The sequence below is a fragment of the Bradyrhizobium sp. BEA-2-5 genome, assembly GCF_032918025.1.
Taxonomy (GTDB): domain Bacteria; phylum Pseudomonadota; class Alphaproteobacteria; order Rhizobiales; family Xanthobacteraceae; genus Bradyrhizobium; species Bradyrhizobium pachyrhizi.
The window spans coordinates 7,153,562-7,173,369 of the sequence record NZ_CP136629.1; the positions used below are offsets into that span (position 1 = coordinate 7,153,562).

Below are 19,808 nucleotides of genomic sequence, written 5' to 3' on the forward strand. Positions count from 1 at the left end.
TCCGGGCACGGAGCGACGCAGCGCGTTCAGGGACATCCGTGACTATGGATCACGCATCGATCAAATCGCCACGCGGCTCCTGAAGCACGACCAAAATTGATCTTCAGAAGGCTCGGCCTGGTCGCCTCAGCCCTGTCGTAGAGCCGCTATCGCGGTTGTCTTCATGCGCGGTGGATGACTTACCGAGCCCTGTAGCTTGCTGCCCGAGGAAGCGATCGATAGGCCTACTCGGGCGCGCGGGAACCTTGAACGCACATTCAGGCAGGAAGAAGCGATTCAGCTTCATGAGCGGAATGCTCAACTTAGTTCAATCGAATTGGGAGACAACCTGCAGACGAACGAAAGCGTAATCCGCGCTTTGACGATCAGCACGCCACCACAATTGACCTCGCCTGCTCGACGCGAGCGCCGCCTCCAGGCGTGATCATTTAAGACGATGCAGCGTGACGCAGCGCCGGCCGGACTTGACGTTTTGGGCGACACACGAGGATTTCGTTGGCTTCCCTCCGGCCTACAAGGCCGTGGACACCACTACACGGTCTGAGTAAACCCCTTGATGCAAGGTCGTCTGCCTAGGCACCGCACAACCATCTTTAAGGAACGAATAGTCCCGGAACGGTGCTATGGCACAACGAAGCTAGAGGTTTTATGCTCTATCGCGCAACTCCATCGACTGGCCACGGCTCACGCGCGGCCGGACCAGACAAGCGAGATCTAAGCTTTGACTTTGCCAAAGGCACACTCATTATCTTGGTGATCATTGGACATTTGCTGCAATACGTCATCTACCGAGGCAATGGCTATTGGGATTCGCCGTATTTCAAATCGATCTACATGTTTCATATGCCTCTCTTTATGGCGATAAGCGGATATCTGTCTTCGAGAGCCCTCCTTGGAAAATCATTCGCTCGTAGCGTCAAAGAGCGCGCAAGCCAATTGTTGCTGCCAACGCTGTTTTGGTGGACTATTTTGGAGGCGGTTAAAGTTGCGGTGTTTTTGCCCTCGGGCAGTATGGTTGGCGGAGATTTTTTGAACGATTTAGTCGGTTCTTACTGGTTTATATGGGCAACATTTGCTTCTTTCCTTGTCGTAAAGGGTCTTCTGGCGATCTTCCGTCGCCTATCGATGTGGATTGTAGGCATCTCTGCATTTGCTGTCGCAGTCATGCCCGTCACGTTTTCCATAGCGCCCTTGCTTAGATACACTTACCCATTCTTCTGCCTCGGATTCTTGCTCTCCCAGTCGACCGAACGTCAGACACGCCTTCTTCCACGCAACAAACTCCTCTTGATGTTCCCCCTCGCTGCAACTGCTTGCGCGTGCTTTCTTGCTTGGAGCAAGGAGACTTACGTCTACAACAATCTCGCCCTGATTCACGACACTGCCTCGGCTGGGCAAGTGTTGCTGATGTTCGCTGGCTCTGCAGCGGCCTCTTGGATCGCGTTTGAAATAATCGCTCAGCTCTGGAAACTCAGTTCCTCAAATCGAATAGCTCGTTTTATCGCGGTGGATCTTGGCCAGAGCACGCTGCTTCTTTATCTGCTCCAGGGTACCGTTTTTCGCCTCATGGACTTCGTTCAGTTCGGAGAACTATGGGATATCTCGACCAAACTCTTCGTTGCCGGAATGCTTGGGGTGTCAATCGTTGTCATCGCGCTGACCGTTTGCTTCATTGTGCGGGACTTCGGATGGTTGTCTCGGATTGTAGTCGGAACCTCGCCACGCTCGTAAGCACTCAAAGCCCAGTCGGCGACCAACTGATCAACTCTTCTCGGCTGTGACAGACGCATCAATCTGCGCGAAGCCCTAGGTGCCTCTACAACACGCGTTTACAGCAGACCAGTCCACGACGATCCGCTCCAGCAATCGATCGGAGTGGGGTGGAGATGCGGGCCAAAGAAGCTTGAGGCGCATAGCTCGGGCACGGTTGCTAGCTTCGATATTGAAAGGTTTAAAAGAACTATACGAACGTTTGTGATGCGCCTTCCTTCGGCTCATGCTGAGTTCAGTGACCGCCGACCGTTCTCGGCACCGCCCCCAAAGTGCTGTTCGGGGCGAAAGGAATTGCCGCATTTTTGCCCAATATGTTAACCTCATCCGCCAGAGAATGGCGGACGGCTGCAAGCATGCATAATCAGCTCACCAAGTTCGGATATTCAGTAGGGCAGCTTGCTTTCGGTAGCATTACGCTGGCGACGGTGACGCTAGCTTCCGTATACGTTCACAGCCACTTTGCGGCGACAGCGTTTGCCTATCTGGTGGTGATATTGCTGTTTTCGCTGATGGGTAGCTTCATCGCATCGTCCGCACTCTCTATCTTCTCCGTCGCGGCTTTGGCCTACTTGTTTGCACCACCAACATTCAGTCTCCAGATTGACGACCCCCAAGATCTTCTTGTGCTTGTCGCTTTCCTTACCGCATCAATGGTCGGAACGCAGCTGATCCGAAACGTTCGCCGCGAGAGGGAGACTGCGCGTGATATCGCAGCCAAGCTACGGAACAGCGAGGCCGATTTGCGTGACCGCGAGAAACGATGGCGCGCGATCTTTGAGCACAATCCGGTCATGTACTTCATGCTCGATGAGGCCGGAACGGTCCTCAACGTCAACACCTTCGGTGCGACACAACTCGGCTATGGGCCCGAGGAATTAGTCGGCCTATCCGTGCTGAAGATCTTTCGGGACGAAGATCGCGAAGTTGTCCGCAAATGCATAGGAGAGTGCCTTACAAATATCGGCCAATCGCACACCTGGGATATCGAGAAGGTGAGGAAGGACGGCTCAGCGCTGTGGGTGCGCGAAAACGCCAAAGCTATGCTGTGGGCTGATGACAAGCCCATCGTCCTCATTGCCTGCGAAGATATCACCGAACAGAAGCGGACGGTTCTTGCTCTTCAGCGGAGCGAAGCGCATTTGGCTCAGGCGCAAGAATTGAGCCACACAGGCAGCTTTGGCTGGAACGTGGCCACCGGCGAGGTCTTTTGGTCGAGGGAGACTTTTCGGCTTTTCCAATACGACCCTGAGACCAAACCAACACCGCAGTTCGTCATTGACCGCACTCACCCAGAAGACAAGACTTCTGTCCAAGACACTTTGAATCGGGCCCTTCGAGGCGAGCATTTCGAGCACGAATACCGATTGCTGATGCCCGACGGCTCGATAAAGTACATTCACGCGGTGGCACGTGCTACGAGAACCGCGTCCGGGAATATCGAGTTTGTCGGGGCGGCCACGGACGTCACGACAGCAAAGCAGACGGAACAACAACTGCGCCGTAGCGAGGCCTATCTGGTCGACGCGCAGCAGCTCAGTCGCACGAGCACCTGGTCGTGGGACTGCAACCGTCGCTGTTTTGCTTATCGCTCCGCCGAAGTCAGTCGTCTATTTGGCTTTGACCCGGATGAGCCTATATCGCTTGATGCCATCCGGTCGCGCATCCATCCAGACGACTTGGCCCTGCAGCAGGAAGTGCAGCGTCAGGCCATCGAACAGAAGACAGGGAACTTCGAATATGACTTCCGAATCCGCCTTCCAGATGGCGCGATAAGGTACATACACGCCATTGCGCACGCCGTGGTAGGAAGCGATGGTTCCACCGTCGAGCTCATCGGAACGCATATGGATGTCACCGAGCATCACGCAGCCAGGGAACGTCTAGAAAACACCCTTGCTGCGCTGCGCGAAAGCGAGCAGCGCTTTCGCGACTACGCCGAAACGGCGTCCGACTGGCTATGGGAAACCGGACCAGACCACCTGCTTACCCAATTCTTGGAGCACGCCAGCGCCGCGGGCGTCGTGGCGAAAGGGGTCATCGGTCTGCCCCGCCGAGAAATTGCGCGCGACGTCGAAGAAGAACCCGACAAGTGGCGACAACATCAGGCGACGCTAGACGCACATCTCCCATTTCGAGATCTGATCTACCGAACCGTCAACCGGCACGGCTGTCCGACCTACGTCCGGACGAGCGGCAAGCCCTTTTTTGATGGAAGCGGCAACTTTCTTGGCTACAGAGGTGTCAGCACCGACATCACCGCGATGATTCGGGCAGACCAGGCCGAACAAGAGCTGAGGAAGGCACAGGCGGATCTTGCGCATGTGACGCGCCTGACGGCGCTGGGGGAACTAACAGCCTCTATCGCCCACGAAGTGAACCAACCGCTCACGGCCATAATCAGCAACGCCGATGCGTGCCTTGGTTGGCTGGGTCGAAAGACACCTGATCTTCCTGCTGCGCGCAGCTCGGTGGAGTGGATCATCGAAGACGCTATCCGGGCAAGCGAAGTGATCCGCCGCATCCGGGCACTAGCGAAGAAAGGCGAGATCGAAATGGTGACAATCGATATCAACGATGTCGTCAAGGACGCCATCGCGCTGGTGACACGCGAGTTGGCCAATCACCAAGTCGCCCTGCGGACTGAGTTGGCGCCGACGCTTCCCGCGATTCTGGCCGACCGTGTTCAACTGCAGCAGGTGATCATCAATCTCGTGATGAACGGGATCGAAGCCATGCAAACGATTGGCGACCGCACGCGCGAACTCGTGATTCAGTCATCCCTGGATGATATGGGCCGGGTGCAACTCTCGGTGACTGATTGCGGCATTGGGATCGCCGAGGATGATACGAACCACATCTTGGATCCGTTCTACACCACCAAAGCGAGCGGTCTTGGAATGGGCCTGTCGATCTGCCGTTCCATTGTGGAGGCCCATGGAGGGCGCCTGTCAATCGTCCGCAAACAGGGCCCGGGCGCAACATTTCAATTTGTCCTGCCATTGCACGAGGAGGCTGTATCGTGACTGGGCGCTTTGACTCGCCGCGAGAAGACAGGAAGGTGGCGGAGCCGACAAGTGCGACCGTGTTCGTTGTGGAGGATGACGCCTCGCTGCGTCGGTCGCTCACAAACCTTTTTCAACAGGTTGGACTGGACGTGGTAACTTTCGGATCAGCCCACGAAATGCTGCAGAGCAAGGTTCCGGACGTTGTCAGCTGTCTGGTGCTTGACATCCGACTACCGGGACAGAGCGGGCTCGAGTTCCAGGCTGAGCTGGCAAAGTCGAATATTCGCATTCCGATTATTTTCATCACCGGCCACGGCGACATTCCAATGAGCGTCAGGGCCATGAAGGGAGGAGCGGTCGATTTTCTCACCAAGCCGTTTCGCGAGCAGGAACTTCTTGATGCGGTGGCGGCGGCGACCGAACGGGATCGCAAGAGACGTGAGGCCGAGCAGACAGTCACGAATCTGCGATCTTTGTTCGAGACCTTAAGCCCACGCGAGCAAGCGGTATTGAAGCTGGTCGCTACTGGTCTGATGAACAAGCAAATTGCTGCCGAGCTTGGGCTCGCCGAGATTACCGTCAAGATCTATCGGGGGCACGTGATGAGAAAAATGCATGCGCGCTCGCTCGCCGATTTGATCAGAATGGCTGAGAAGCTCGGACTTAATGCCAACCGCGGCGAACAAACCTAAGTATGATTTTACAAGCTCGCCCCTCATGCCCACTTTATCGTCCAAGGTGCTGATGCCGACGGCAAGCGCTTTCCAGGGTCAGGAGGGCTGGTCTTGTCCACGCCTTTGATTTCCGTTGTCGATGATGACGCCTCAGTCCGGGCTGCGATAGAGAACCAGCTCAAGTCGCGCGGCTACATTGTCCATACATTTGCGTCCGCCAAGGAGTTCCTGGAGTCGCCTCAGCTGGACGAAACGTCGTGTGTAATTACGGATGTGCAGATGTCGGTGATGAACGGCTTGGATCTGGTCGCGGAGATGCGAGCTCAGAATTATGACGCGCCTTTCATCCTCATCACGGCATTTCCCAATGACCGGGTTCGTGCCGCTGCGCTGGGTGCCGGAGCCGTCGGGTTCTTGGCGAAGCCCTTCACCGCACATATGTTGATCAAGTGCCTTGATACCGCACTAAAGAAGCACCGCGGCGGCGGCTGAGCCAACGAGCCATCCGCTCTAGGCTGCACCTGATCGGGCGCCGGTTTGCCGGCATGCACGCCGACCGACATGCACAAACCGCCAGGAGTACTTCCGGCGACTATCGGCTTATTCGACCGTTACCGATTTCGCGAGATTGCGTGGCTGATCGACGTCCACGCCCATCAGGATGGCCGTGTGGTAGGCCAAAAGCTGCAGCGGAATAGCATAGACCATCGGCGTAAAGGTTGCAGCCATGTCGGACAGAACAATGGTTGCGATAGGCCCTATTGCAGCTTCCGAAGCCCCCTTCGCATCGGTTATCAGGATGATGTTACCCCCTCGAGCCGCAACTTCCTGCATGTTCGAGACCGTTTTTTCGAAGAGCCGATCGTAAGGCGCGATCACCACCACCGGCACGGCTTCGTCAATCAGCGCGATCGGACCATGCTTGAGCTCGCCGGCGGCATAGCCCTCTGCATGAATGTAAGAGATTTCCTTCAGTTTGAGCGCACCCTCCATCGCTAGGGGAGACGACGTGCCGCGGCCGAGATAGACCACATCGCGCGATTTGGCGATATCATGAGCGAGCTTCTCGATCTGCGGCTCGATAGCCAGCGTTGCCGCAATCAGCGGCGGAACTTTGATCAGCTCGCGGACTAGCTTGATTTCATCGATTTCGGACAGTTCGCCTCGCTCCCTGCCTGCTGCGACCGCAATCGCCGCGATCACCATCAGCTGGCAGGTAAAGGCTTTGGTCGAAGCAACGCCGATCTCCGGCCCCGCCAAGGTCGGCAGCACAACTTCGCTCTCGCGCGCGATCGTTGACGTCGGGACGTTGACCACAGAGATGGTGTGCAGCCCCTGTGCCTTGGCGTAGCGCAGCGCGGCTAACGTGTCGGCGGTCTCCCCGGACTGAGAGATGAAGATCGCGAGATCCCCCTGGCGCAGCGGCGCCTCCCGATAGCGGAACTCCGAGGCCACATCGATCTCGACCGGCACGCGCGCCAGTCGCTCGAACCAGTATTTGGCAATTTGGCCGGCGTAGCTCGCCGTACCACAAGCCGTGATCCAAATGCGCTGTATGGCCTTAAAGTCGAACGGCCATTTGGAAGGCAGTTCAATGCGCCCACGAGCCATATCGACATAGTGCGCCAGGGTCTGCCCAACCACCTCCGGCTGTTCGTGTATTTCCTTGGCCATGAAGTGACGATAATTTCCCTTATTGACCAAGAGCGACGACGTGCCGTGGCTTGACGCTTCGCGGTGGACAATGCTGCCGCTCGAGTCATAAATGACGCCGTTCGAACGGGTAAGCACGGCCCAATCGCCGTCTTCAAGGTAGATGATGCTGTCGGTGAATGGCGCGAGCGCAATAGCATCTGACCCTAGATACACTTCGCCATCACTATACCCAATCGCAAGCGGCGATCCCTTGCGCGCGCCGATCATGAGGTCCTCGTGGCCTTTGAACAGAAACGCCAGTGCGAAGGAACCGCGCAGCCGCGGCAACGAAGCCTTCACCGCGTCTTGCGGCGAATAGCCATTCTTCAAATAGGATTCGACGAGATGTGCCACCACCTCGGTATCGGTCTCGGAGGCGAAGTCCGCGCCGTTCTGTTCCAGTTCGGCACGTAGCACACGGAAATTCTCGATGATTCCATTATGAACGACTGCAACGTGATCCGCCATATGTGGATGTGCGTTGCGCTCGGTGGGCTTGCCATGGGTGGCCCAGCGCGTGTGGCCAATGCCGGCGTGACCCGATAGTGGATCGTGCTGCAACTTCTCCGCAAGGCGTTTCAGCTTGCCCTCGACACGCCTGCACTCGAGGTCGCCGTTCTCGAGTGTGGCGACGCCTGCCGAGTCATATCCGCGATATTCTAGTCGCTGGAGTGACTCGACCAAATGTCCAGCGACCGGACCACGACCTAGGATGCCAATAACTCCGCACATACCGACCAATTCGCCCCAACGTCAAACCACGACGATAATTTCAGAACCACAGAACAATTTGATTGATAGCGGATTCGCTGTGGAGGCCTGGCGCGGATGGAGCAGGGCTGGATGTTCTGCGTCCATCCATCAGCGTCACGCGAAGTGCGAGCAAGATCGAACGTTCTAGCCATCTAAGCTCAATCAGCTTGACCGCTGCTTGGCGACCTACCGCTGGCTAAGCGGAAGTACAACAGCAGACGAAAGCGGGTCCCAGATGAGCCGAACGTTTAGGCAAGTCCTGACGAACGTGCGTGACAGGCAGTTCGCGCGTAACCAGACCCTTCGCGCGATAAGGAAGATGGTAGCCAGGGTCGCATTGAACGGGCTGCGTGGATACATCTTGCAAGTCGGCCGGCCCTTGAGATGGACGGGACTCGATCGACGGCGACGAACCGCTTGTCCTGCGGTAGAACTTCATAATCGCAGCCCCCTGACCTTGCCTGGTGCCCCGTCAAGCGCCATTCATTGTCCTCCCATCAGATCTCGCAAGAACGCTCCGCGTCCCATCTTATCTCCGGATATGCTCTGCACTGAATGACGTGGCTCAACCCGCTATGCGTCTCATCATGCGTATCGTGAATCGCTTCTTTGGCAGGATCCGGCCCTTAAGGAGGGTGATGCCAGGATCGATGCAAGCCGCGTTAATTCGATAGGAGCGAGACTAGGTCAAGAGAGAACGATCGCTCAATTGTACGGAGGTAATGCCCCGATATCGAAAAGTTTGAAGAACTATACGAGCGTTTGTAACCGCTTCCACCGACGCCAACGCTGCCGCGCAAAGGGGCCACGTCCCAAAGGACTCTTTCTCGTTGCTAGCGGAAAGGCGCCAGCCGTGTATGTCTCGCAGACACACGCAAGACGCTATTAAATCCAATCTCACCTAGTGACGTGAGATTGAAGGCATACGGTCACTGCTTCCTCACCGCGTAGCTTTTTCCAGATGGGACTTGAGGCTTCTGAATCGACCTCTGTATCTGCGGGGACCCACATCAAAGAAGCGATCGAGCATGGCATTTACCTGATCTGCAACCTCGATCGTGTTGAAACGTCCAGCGAGCATCGTCATCGCTGTAACCAGCTGAGGACAGATCTCCCCGATCGAGGCAGCACGCCATGTTCACTAGCGGAACATCAGCGGCAATATAGGCCATAGGAGAATCCCGCAGGTTTTCTCCGCCGGCATCGGGCCATAATTCAAATGGCGTTCCGTATCATCGATAGGCCGCATGCTACGGCGTTCTCTCGCAACGCGGAAGCACATGGGACTCATAGACCGTCTTTCGCTGATCGGGCCCGTGGAAATCACAGCCCAGTTTCACGCATTCGCCCTCAAGATCGCTAGATAGACGAATCCCCTTCACAGTCCCGGAGCGCCTTAACCTGGCGAGATTTGCGTAAGATTGGCGATGGCCTGACAATTGCATCAATCATGACAAACCCGCGGCCAGCTTGGGGATAGTGCCCGCACAGTTAGAGCGCGATCCGACCTCCCGTGCTGTGGCCAATCACGACCGGCCTGAACAGCTGAAGTTCAGCGCATTGCCGAGCGATATCGTCGGCAAACCCTACGATGGTATTACACCTCGGGGCGTCACTGACGCCATGTCCGAAGATTGACGGCCACGGTCCACCGCCTCTGCACGAAATGGACGAGCTGTGGCGAGAAGATGCCGAACCATTGATCAGGAGGAGCGCCGGGTCTTGCGCGGCGGCCGGTCAGACCTCAACGTGCCCCAACGTACATCCGTAGCGGTCCAACAAGACCGGCATGAACTTATGGGAGATCACGGTTTCTGCTCTTGAAGCGAGCTTGCATTTGGGTCGACCACGGCGCCGCATTGGCGGGAAGAACGACACCAACGTGGACTGCTACCGCCAATAGCGAGAAAGCAAGCATTACCACTGCGGTCGAAAGCAGCGAATGCCCGTCAAAGAGCTCGACGACCAAGGCGCTGGACAACGCGGCGCCTGCCATCTGCGCGAATGCTCGCGCCGCGCTCGTAGATCCTGCGATTTCTGGCATTGGCCGCATTGCCTCGCTGATGACGTACGGCGAAATCAAGCCGAACGACGACCCGGCACCCGCCAAAATCAACACCACCACAACAGCCGATTTGTCTCCCACCAATGCCATGAGAAGCAAGGATATACCCATGATGATCGAGAGTGTGAGGCCGACCGCAAGCAGCTGCGCGGACGATGCGCCCCGGCCACAGAAGCTCCTGTTGAGCCAGGCACCGGTCACGATCGACAGCGAACTTGCACCAACGATCGTACCATAGGCGTTGGGACCGAAAACGTTGGAGAAGAACAGCGATGATCCGGTGACTGAGGCGAATACGGCTCCGGCCGCCGCCGCATTGCAAAGGATGTTTCCGAAGCAGACCGGGTGACGCAGCACGCGACGATAATTTCGGACGATCGTCGCAGGATCGAATCTGCCGCTTGGATGGACTGTGGCACTTTCTCTGAAGCAGGACATCGCCGCGAGCAAAATCAATCCTCCTGCGATAGGCACGACGTATAGGGACCGTAAGCCATGCGCTGGAACGACAATGTCAACCATTGGTGCCACCATCGGAACGACGGAGGTTGCCAAAACGACATTGGTCATCTGTGCCCTTCCGGTCTCGCCGTTGAAGAGGTCGCTCACAATTGCGATCGCAGCAATCCCGGCAACAGAAGCGCCGATACCCTGGAGCGTGCGAAAGAACAGAAACAGTGACAGGGAGTTGGAGAGAGCGCACCCCACACCCGCAAATATCAGGAGTACGCAACCGCCTAAAACGATTGGCTTACGGCCGAAGCAATCCGATATCGGTCCGCAAACGAGAAGCGTCATTCCAAAACTCATGACATAGGCGCTCATCGCCACAACGACGTCGCCTGCCGTCGCTCCGAGGCTAATTCCTGTCGCCGGCAGACTTAGGGCAATCATGTCAACGCCGAACGCCGACAATGAAGCCATAAGAGCCAGCAACAAGGTGCATGAGAACGAATCGCGATGAATGAGCAAGGCCTGTTTTCTCTTGATGGGCATCGAGCTAGCGCAGCACAGTTTCGAGATGTTCATCCGCAACAGACGGTGCATTCATCGCGGTCTGCCTCACTGATCGTGGAATTGTTACCTTCGTGCCGAGTCGGCCAAGACGGCTTCCATGATTCTAACGGTTCGGCATATCGAGCAGAGGCACCCGACATAACGAAACACGTTAGCTTTCTTTCGCTAGTGAGATCTTCTCGCGTGTTAAGTCCGAATCCGCTTCCGACCACCGGTTCAGGCAACAACCGCTCGAGAGCAACGCGCCCCTTTCCTTAGCTACGACGCCGTCACTTGCTGCGCTCGAGGTACGAATCGCAAGGGAAACGAGACGTGTTGATCCGCCACGAATTGTTGACGCCCGCGCGTCGCTTTAGGCATGGTTTCAAGCCTACAACCTAACGCTGCGTCCGATTCAAGCTATTTTTTGATGGTCTCGCAGACTTCTCATACTGCCGGCGTGACGTGCCACCACTCCCAACCCCAATTGTCAGGAAGGCACTCCTCACCGAATGCAGACGCAGGTCGCAAAAGCGGAAACAATTCGCCGCACGCCCGCTTCTGAAGAATAGTTTGCTGCGGATTTGGCCGCGCGACAATGCCGCTACGACGGATACGCCGGATCAGATAGCTCCCTGACCACATTCTACGGCTATGATAGCCTATGACCGGAAATGACTTGGGTCCACGGCTATCGCATGTATCGAAGAGCGGCACGCCCGTATGCATCGAGGTGCAGCCCGCAGCATATCCTGCCGAACGGCATACCGCTGACAGTAGGCGCAGCGGAACACAGCCGCACGCCGGCTTCGTATTAGAGACTTTCTTCGCCATGATCGCGTCGCTTTGATACGGCCTCGAACGCATGTGCACTCAGATACATTTGTTGCATGCTTGCCTGCGGCCCTAACCGCAATGTCCTAGCTCCTAACGCCTGAACAGATGTTCGGGCCCTGCAATGCCATATAAATCAATGTATATGATGTGCTTGCCTAGTTGATGTGTATGGTTAGGTGAAATATCGCTCCCCTCAATGTGATAGCAGGCCCTATCTGGACCTTTTCGAAAATTAGTTCCAAATGACGTTGCCAGAATGCCTGCTCGCGCAAACTGGAAAGGCAATGACGGTTCACGATTCAAAACGGCGCGTTGCGCTGATCACCGGCGTGACCGGGCAGGACGGCGCCTATCTCGCCGAATATCTGCTCGGTCTCGGCTACACCGTGCACGGCATCAAGCGCCGCTCGTCCTCGTTCAACACAGCGCGCGTCGATCACCTTTACCAGGATCCGCATGTCGGCAAGGCGCCGTTCCTGATGCACTACGGGGATATGACCGATTCGACGAACCTGATCCGCTTGGTGCAGCAGATCCGGCCGACCGAAATCTACAATCTTGCCGCGCAAAGCCACGTCGGCGTCAGCTTTGAGAGCCCCGAATACACGGCCAATGCCGATGCCATCGGCGTGCTGCGGCTGCTCGAAGCGATCCGCATCCTTGGCATGGAGAAAGAGACGCGGTTCTACCAGGCCTCGACTTCCGAACTCTATGGCTTGGTGCAAGAGATCCCGCAGAAGGAAACCACAGCATTCTATCCGCGTTCGCCCTACGGCGTCGCAAAGCTGTACGGCTACTGGATCACGGTGAACTACCGTGAAGCCTATGGCATGTTCGCCTCCAACGGCATCCTGTTCAACCATGAGAGCCCGATCCGTGGCGAGACCTTCGTGACCCGCAAGATCACCCGCGCCGTCGCGCGCATCGAGGTCGGCCTCGAAGATGCGCTCTACCTTGGCAATCTCGAAGCCAAACGCGACTGGGGCCATGCCCGCGACTATGTCGAAGGCATGCATATGATCCTGCAGGCTGACAAGCCCGACGACTTCGTGCTTGCAACCGGCGAGACGCACTCGGTGCGCGAAATGGTCGAGCTGGCATTTGCCGAGGTCGGCCGCAGCATCGAATGGCGCGGCAGGGGCGTCGAGGAGATCGGCGTCGACAAGGCGTCCAGCAAGACCCTGGTGCAGATCGACCCGACCTATTTCCGCCCGACCGAGGTCGATCTTCTGATCGGCGACGCCAGCAAGGCGCGCGCCAAGCTCGGCTGGACGCCGAAGACGCCGTTCGCGCAGCTGGTGAAGGAAATGGTCGCCAGCGATCTCGTCGAGGCCAGGCAGGATGCGGCGAATGGCAAGCGCTCCGTTTGAGCTGAAGGGCAAAACCGTCTACGTCGCTGGCCATCGCGGCATGGTCGGCTCGGCGCTGATGCGCCGGCTGGCGCGTGAGCAGGCTGATCTCCTGACCGTGTCACGCAGCGAGGTCGATCTGCGCGACCAGGCCGCGGTCAACGCCTGGTTTGCCGCGAAGCGCCCGCAGGCCGTATTCCTTGCCGCCGCAAAGGTCGGCGGCATCGTCGCCAACAACACGCTTCGGGCCGAATTCATCTACGACAACATCGCGATCGCGACCAATGTGATCCAGGCGGCGCATGCCAATGGCTGCGAGAAGCTGATGTTCTTCGGCTCCTCCTGCATCTATCCGAAGCTGGCGCCACAGCCGCTTCGCGAGGACTCACAGGCCAGCTGGAGCCGACCAATGAGCCCTACGCCATGCAAAGATCGCCGGGATCAAGATGGCCGAGGCCTATCGCAGCCAGTATGGCAGCGACTTCATCAGCGTGATGCCGACTAATCTCTACGGTCCCGGCGACAATTATCACCCAGAATACAGCCACGTCGTAGCCGCGCTGATCCGGCGCTTTCACGAGGCCAAGGTTTCGGGCGCCGGCAGCGTCGTGGTGTGGGGCACCGGCACGCCGCGCCGCGAGTTCCTCTATGTCGACGATCTCGCCGACGCCTGCATCTATCTGATGAAGACCTATTCCTCGCCGGAACTGGTCAATGTCGGCACCGGCGAGGACATCACTATCGCCGAGTTTGCCCTCGTGGTTGCCGCTGCTGTCGGTTACCGTGGTGAGATCAGCTTCGATACGTCGCGCCCGGACGGCACGCCGCGCAAGCTGCTCGATGTCAGCCGGCTGGCCCGGCTCGGCTGGCGCGCCACCACCTCGCTCGAGGATGGCATCGCCCTCGCCTACCGGGCGTATCTCGACGAGAAACAGAGATGCCGCGAAAAGCGATTTGCTCGTCTCGAACAAAACAACTGCGTCGATCGCGGCGAGATTGCTTGACAAAATCCCGCGTTATCAAGGAATAGCGCAGCAAGGCGCTGCGGATCCGCCGCCCAGCATAATCGTCTTGACTGCATTGGCGCACTTGGAGCCGTCCAGACGCGGGCGCGGAGCATTTGCCGCAACGAGTGCCGAGATGAGATTCGAAGACGTCATCATCGTGCGATCTCTGGAATTGCGAGAGCGCACGTTGCGATGCGCATGGCGCCTTCAGATCAACGCGTCGGCTGCTTCGCGAATGCCCATGTAAATGTCGTCGAGATCTGAAGCCGTAATGCAGTACGGCGGCATAACGTAGATGGTGTTGCCAAGCGGGCGCAGCAGCAGATTTCGCGCCTTGAAGAAAGCCTGAAGCTTCGGACCGATGGTTGCAAGATAGCCCGTATCCCTCACCTTCAGATCGAGCGCTGCGATGGTCCCGGTGCGGCGGACGTTTGCAAAGCGCGGATCCCTCCGGAATGGCTCGATCGCCTGCTCCTGCATAGTGGCGACCGATGCCAGACGATCACGAGATGCGCTGTCTTGCCAAAGATCGAGGTTGGCCTTCGCTGCAGCGCAGGCCACCGGATTCGCAGCATATGAACCCGAATGAAAGAAGGTACGCGTTCGATCTTTCGAATGGTGTGCTTCAAAAATGTCATCGCGGCAAAGTGTCACCGCGAGCGGAAGCGCACCTCCCGTGATACCCTTCGAATAGCAGACGATATCTGGAGTGATGTTGGCTTGCTCACAGGCGAATAAAGATCCGGTGCGGCCCCAACCGGTCATGACCTCATCGGCAATGAACAGAACTTCAGATGCTTCGCAGATCCGTTTCATCTCCTTGAGCACCCAGGCGGGGTACATTAGCATCCCGCCAGCCCCCAACACGAGAGGCTCGACGATAAACGCCGCTGGAATTTCGTTTCGACACACGGCTTCGAGCGCATCAAGAGTCACCTGTTCACGACCACTTGCTGGGAACGGAACCGAGGTCACGTCGAACAGCAGCGGCCCGTAGGCCACGTTGAATACGCCGCGGGCGCCAACCGACATCGCCCCAACCGTGTCGCCGTGATAGGAATGTTGCATCACGACAATGCGTATGCGCTGCTTGCCAATATTATGCCAATAGCCGAGCGCCATTTTTAAGGCGACTTCCACACTGCCTGAACCACCATCGGAGAAAAAGACATGGTCGAGACCAGGCGGCACGACTTTCAATAGCAGCGCCGCAACCTCCTCAGCCGGATCATGGGAATATCCGGCAAAGATGATCTGATTAAGCTTGCCAGCTTGCTCCTGGATTGCTCTGACGATATTTGGATGGCAATGGCCATGGGTTACGACCCACCAGGAGGAGATTGCATCTACGATGCGGCGCCCATCTGACGTATAGAGATAAGCTCCATCTCCGCGCACGATCTTGATCAGCTCGTCTTGCAGCGCGTGTTGCGTGAACGGATGCCAGATCGGCGACCTCTTCTTTAGCGCCATGGCTTGAAATCATCTCGACGGAATGAAGCGTTGAACGCGGCCTGCAGCGTGTCTGCCGACAAAGGAGCAATCCAGGGCAACCGCCCTAACCAACGCACCCTGCCCATCTCGCAAATCGCCCTCACAGCTTCCGGGTTCTTTTCACCGACGAAAGCTATTCCGAGAATGTCGATGTGACGCCTTCGGAGAGCCTCTATGGAGAGCAGCGACTGGTTAATCGCTCCCAACGCAGTGCTCGCGCAAAGCACGATTGGAAGCCGCCATCGCTCAAAGATGTCGATGTAAAGTGTGCTGCCACTCAGCGGTACCATCAGCCCGCCGGCCCCCTCGACCACAAGCTGCCGCTCCCCGGTATCGGGCACATTGAGCGAATCCGTGTCGATGCGAACCTCGTCGATTTCGGCGGAATGATGGGGCGAAGCGGGAGTTCGCAGGCGATAAACTTCCGGCACGATGCGATCGGATGTGAGACTGCCGAGCCTTGCGACCAGCTCGGTATCGGTCGCTCCCGCGAGACCCGCCTGAATCGGCTTCCAATAGCTCGCGCCGAGAAGATTGGTGAGCCCCGCGCAGAAAATCGTCGTTCCAATTCCGCTGTCCGTGCCTGTCACCACGATCTGCTGCAGCCTCATCAAGCTTCACCTCATATCTCCTGGAACAGAACGTCGAGCATGGACGTCATCCTCGACGACATAGAGCGTCATTGAAACTTGCAGGACCGGCTGCGCCCCACAATCTAGCGTGTTGAACCACCTAATTGCGACCGACCATTCGTCAATCGTATCGGTTGTCTGGCAGATCGCGCTCGCCGTAGGCGTGCCATCGCTGTACGAACCGGACTGACCTGCGCTCGCAGCCGAAAGATGTATCCTAATTGTCTCAGAACGGTACGATACGTACTCGAAGTGGTCCGCGAACGACCTATCGAAAAATGCTAGATGAACCGGGGCGCCGGACAATGTTCAACCCGACATGGTTCTTTGCAGGTCAAGCGGCGCGCAAACGATGCCGTTTCCGCAAATCGTCTCTCGCACGAGCTGCCACATCCCGGGACTCGTCACAATGCTAAAGTGAAACAGTGAAAAAACCGACCTATCGTGCCGGCTCCATGGGCGCGCCATTACATAGGCGGCAAACCGCGCTCCGGTTCGATGTTGCAGATTCCGATCCGTTCGTTGATCATTCTGCCGCGTCCAGCAGCAGTCGCACGTTTTTTCCATGCCTTAGGGCTGCCCAGCGTGATGGCGTGATCACTCGCAAGCCTTGATGGACGGCAGCTTGCAAATTCGTCCATTTGTACTCGCGATCGAGCGCCTAGCGGTTTGCCATCGCGGCTCAATCAGGATCGCCGCCTGGTGCAAAAGCGCTGCGAGCGCGCAACGTCAATCAAGCCGTTCCGCCTGCTCGCGTGCCACATTCAGACCATTGGCCGCCTCGTAGTCCAAATGCTTCGATCAAAGACTCTTGCGAGCTTCTGCCGCAGGTCCCCAGCTTCCGGACGAGCGGCAAACTTGCTTCTGCCGTAAGAGCGCCAGCATTGCGCAGAGCCTGATCCCGAGCTAAGGATGCAGCCGAGTTGCAGCGTCTCTTTCCGGTCACCATGATCCGTCACATCGTGTTCTTCACGGCCAAGGATAAGGCCGATATCGACCAAATCATCGACGGTCTATCAGTTCTCACTACAATTCCCCATGCACGCCGACTTGAAATTGCACGTAACCGCAAGGGCGATCAACTCGGCAACGATGTCGATGTTGTTGTCTATGGTGAGTTCGACAGCGAGAGAGATCTCGCAGCGTACAAAGCGCACAATCTGTATCTGCAGGCGATCCAGCGCGTGCGACCACTCCGGGAGCTGCGCTTTGCCGCCGATTATGAACTATCAACAGACGTCCATTTCGCTGGAAGGGGAGGGTTGAGCCAAAATGCTCGGTACAGCCGACCGGCCGACACGGGCTAATTTGATGATCAGACTCAGGTATTCGTCCGTTTCGGACGAAACGTGACCTTTCTCTGGACGATCGGTTCGAACTCCGCCAACCATCGGTGATCGCTAGCACTATGGACGTCCGTGAATTGCAGTGGATCGAGCCCGTCAAGGCGCTGCGATGCCTTGCGCGCCGGCCACACCTTGCCTTTCTTGATAGCGCAGCGCGGCATGAAGCGCTTGGGCGGTATTCATATCTATCGTGCGAACCGTTCAGTACCTATTTGGTCACCGATGGACATGCAAGTTGGAATGGAGAGACCGTTAACGGCGATCCTTGGATAGTGCTTCGCGCCCTTCTCGCCAGATATCGGGAAGAACATCGCCCTGATCTTCCGCCCTTCCAGGGAGGTGCGGCTGGCTTTTTTGCTTACGATCTGAACAGGACGTTGGAGCGATTGCCGGCGCCGGCAAATCCCGGTCAGCGCTTGCCCCACTCGATTCTGCATTTCTACGACGTGGTCGTCAGCTTCGACCACCACCACGGCAGGTGCTGGATCGTCTCAACCGGATGGCCGGAGCAAGATCCCGCTCGACGAGCCGAGCGCGCGCGTCGTCGCGCCGACGAGTTTGCGGCGCTGCTTGCCAATCCAAAGGTTCCGCGGATTATAATCCCTGCCACGGCGGGCCCATGGCATTCGAACTTCAGCCGTGAAGGCTACATCGCGGCGGTCCAACGCATCGTCGATCTGATTCTAGCAGGGGATGTATTCCAGGCAAACATTGCTCAACGGTTCATTACAAAGGTGTCGCCCCTATTCGATCCGCTCACCTTTTACTGCCAGCTGCGCTCATTGAACCCGGCGCCGTTTGCAGCCCTCCTGCGCTATGGCGAGCTGACCATAGCGTCGAGCTCCCCGGAGCGGTTCCTGAAATTTGATGGACGACAGGTCGAAACGCGCCCCATAAAGGGCACGATCGCGCGTTCCGCCGACCCGAAGGAAGATCAGCGCCGCGGTGAAATCCTCCTTACATCCGAAAAAGACCGTGCCGAGAACATCATGATCGTCGACCTCCTGCGCAACGATCTGTCGCGCGTTTGCACCGCGGATTCGGTCGAGGTTCCAACGTTGTGCGACCTCGAGTCCTACGCTTCAGTGCACCATCTCGTCTCAATGGTGAGGGGCGGACTTGCGGCAGGCAAAGACGCGATTAGTCTGCTTCGCGCCTGTTTTCCAGGCGGGTCCGTGACCGGCGCTCCAAAAGTGCAGGCGATGAAAATCATCGCGAACATCGAGCAAGTAGCGCGAGAGGTATATTGCGGGGCGATCGGCTTCAACGGGCACATGGACACGAACATTGCGATCCGCACTGTCACGATCGACGACGACCTGGCCGTATTTCATGCCGGCGGTGGAATAACGGTGCTGTCGGACCCAGAGGCCGAATCGAGGAGACGCTCGCCAAGGCTCAGCGGATCTTTGATGCATTTCAGGCCACAACACCTGGTGCATCTTGATTGTCATCATCGACAATTACGATTCGTTCGTCTTCAATATTGCGCGCCATTTCCGTAAACTTGGTGAAGCAACGGAGGTGATCCGCAACGATGCGCACAGCCTTACCGAAATTGTCGGCCTTAGACCGCGCGCAGTGGTCATTTCGCCCGGTCCCTGCACGCCACTGGAGGCTGGGATATCGACCGCCTTGGTGCGCGAACTTTCAGGTCGCATCCCAATTCTCGGTATTTGTCTTGGACACCAGTGTATAGGCAGCGTCTTCGGCGGACGCGTCGTGCGCGCTCGTCGTCCTATGCATGGCCGGTCCTCCTGCATAACGCATGACCGTCATGGGCTGTTCAGCGAACTCCCGTCCCCACTTTGCGTCGGTCGCTACCATTCGCTCGTTGTCGAGCTGGATGAAGCATCCAGTCAACATCTTAAGGTAACGGCGCACTCCGACGAAACCGAGGTCATGGCCCTCGCCCATCGCTGTCACCCAACCTATGGCGTACAGTTTCATCCGGAATCGATATTGACCCAATATGGCTCCATGCTGCTGATGAGCTTCTTGCAAATTGCAAACGCCTTCGCGAGCAGGAGGATCGACGCCCGCGAACCGTTGCCAACGACTCTCTCAAAGGACGCATCCGAGCCACCATCCAGGATATGATCGCGCGCACCGCAGCCGCTGGTTCAGCCCGGCCGCTAGCAGGAGTTCTGCTCGCGACCTCAGTGACTTGATCGCTCTAGAG

The 19,808-nt window shown here is 57.3% G+C and carries 12 protein-coding genes and 2 pseudogenes; 9 read left to right on the top strand and 5 right to left on the bottom strand.

All coding sequences use genetic code 11. The annotated features are described in order from the left end of the window. Nucleotides 1-648: 648 nt before the first annotated feature. From nolL to RX327_RS33390, 4 genes are all read left to right on the top strand, one after another. Nucleotides 649-1,731 carry a nodulation factor fucose acetyltransferase NolL gene (nolL, locus tag RX327_RS33375; protein ID WP_317248421.1) on the top strand — a complete coding sequence of 361 codons (1,083 nt, stop codon included), beginning with the start codon at nt 649-651 and terminating at the stop codon, nt 1,729-1,731. A 395-nt stretch (nt 1,732-2,126) separates the two neighbouring features. Beyond that, nucleotides 2,127-4,796, top strand: a complete 2,670-nt coding sequence (locus RX327_RS33380) for a PAS domain S-box protein (protein WP_317248422.1) — start codon at nt 2,127-2,129, stop codon at nt 4,794-4,796. After that, nucleotides 4,793-5,470: a response regulator transcription factor gene (locus RX327_RS33385; RefSeq protein ID WP_317248423.1), complete on the top strand. Its 678-nt coding sequence runs from the start codon at nt 4,793-4,795 to the stop codon at nt 5,468-5,470. The genes RX327_RS33380 and RX327_RS33385 overlap by 4 nt, the downstream gene beginning before the upstream one ends. A 93-nt stretch (nt 5,471-5,563) precedes the next feature. Next, a complete protein-coding gene (locus RX327_RS33390) occupies nt 5,564-5,944 on the top strand; it encodes a response regulator transcription factor (RefSeq protein ID WP_283088474.1) in 381 nt (126 codons plus the stop codon). Nucleotides 5,945-6,052: 108 nt separating this feature from the next. Here the strand turns inward: RX327_RS33390 and glmS are convergent, their stop codons facing one another. The 3 genes from glmS to RX327_RS33400 all read right to left on the bottom strand — a co-directional run bounded on the left by glmS (nt 6,053) and on the right by RX327_RS33400 (nt 11,012). Further along, on the bottom strand, nt 6,053-7,879 hold the full coding sequence (gene glmS, locus RX327_RS33395) for a glutamine--fructose-6-phosphate transaminase (isomerizing) (RefSeq protein ID WP_317248424.1): 1,827 nt from the start codon (nt 7,877-7,879) through the stop codon (nt 6,053-6,055). 1,512 nt (nt 7,880-9,391) lie between these two features. Further along, on the bottom strand, nt 9,392-9,607 hold the full coding sequence (locus tag RX327_RS39420; protein WP_410712217.1) for an alpha/beta fold hydrolase: 216 nt from the start codon (nt 9,605-9,607) through the stop codon (nt 9,392-9,394). An 88-nt stretch (nt 9,608-9,695) separates the two neighbouring features. Beyond that, nucleotides 9,696-11,012, bottom strand: a complete 1,317-nt coding sequence (locus tag RX327_RS33400) for an MFS transporter (RefSeq protein WP_317248425.1) — start codon at nt 11,010-11,012, stop codon at nt 9,696-9,698. Nucleotides 11,013-12,082: 1,070 nt separating this feature from the next. On the opposite strand from RX327_RS33400, the gene gmd reads away from it, so the two are divergent. Continuing rightward, nucleotides 12,083-13,168, top strand: a complete 1,086-nt coding sequence (gene gmd, locus RX327_RS33405) for a GDP-mannose 4,6-dehydratase (RefSeq protein ID WP_317248426.1) — start codon at nt 12,083-12,085, stop codon at nt 13,166-13,168. Continuing rightward, nucleotides 13,149-14,151 (top strand): annotated as a pseudogene (locus RX327_RS33410) (GDP-L-fucose synthase family protein). Before gmd ends, RX327_RS33410 begins: the two are co-directional and overlap by 20 nt. Nucleotides 14,152-14,361: 210 nt before the next feature. On the opposite strand, the gene RX327_RS33415 reads toward RX327_RS33410, so the two are convergent. Both RX327_RS33415 and bioD read right to left on the bottom strand, forming a co-directional pair. After that, on the bottom strand, nt 14,362-15,627 hold the full coding sequence (locus tag RX327_RS33415) for an adenosylmethionine--8-amino-7-oxononanoate transaminase (protein WP_317248427.1): 1,266 nt from the start codon (nt 15,625-15,627) through the stop codon (nt 14,362-14,364). Next, the gene (bioD, locus tag RX327_RS33420) at nt 15,618-16,259 is read right to left on the bottom strand and encodes a dethiobiotin synthase (protein WP_317248428.1); all 642 of its coding nucleotides are present in this window, start codon (nt 16,257-16,259) and stop codon (nt 15,618-15,620) included. Before bioD ends, RX327_RS33415 begins: the two co-directional genes overlap by 10 nt. Nucleotides 16,260-17,227: 968 nt before the next feature. Here bioD and RX327_RS33425 point away from each other — a divergent pair. From RX327_RS33425 to RX327_RS33435, 3 genes and pseudogenes are all read left to right on the top strand, one after another. After that, nucleotides 17,228-17,587, top strand: a complete 360-nt coding sequence (locus tag RX327_RS33425) for a Dabb family protein (protein WP_317251384.1) — start codon at nt 17,228-17,230, stop codon at nt 17,585-17,587. Between the two features lie 101 nt (nt 17,588-17,688). Then, nucleotides 17,689-19,073: pseudogene (gene pabB / locus RX327_RS33430) on the top strand (aminodeoxychorismate synthase component I). Next, nucleotides 19,070-19,726: an anthranilate synthase component II gene (locus tag RX327_RS33435; protein WP_283088482.1), complete on the top strand. Its 657-nt coding sequence runs from the start codon at nt 19,070-19,072 to the stop codon at nt 19,724-19,726. Before pabB ends, RX327_RS33435 begins: the two are co-directional and overlap by 4 nt. Nucleotides 19,727-19,808: the final 82 nt, after the last annotated feature.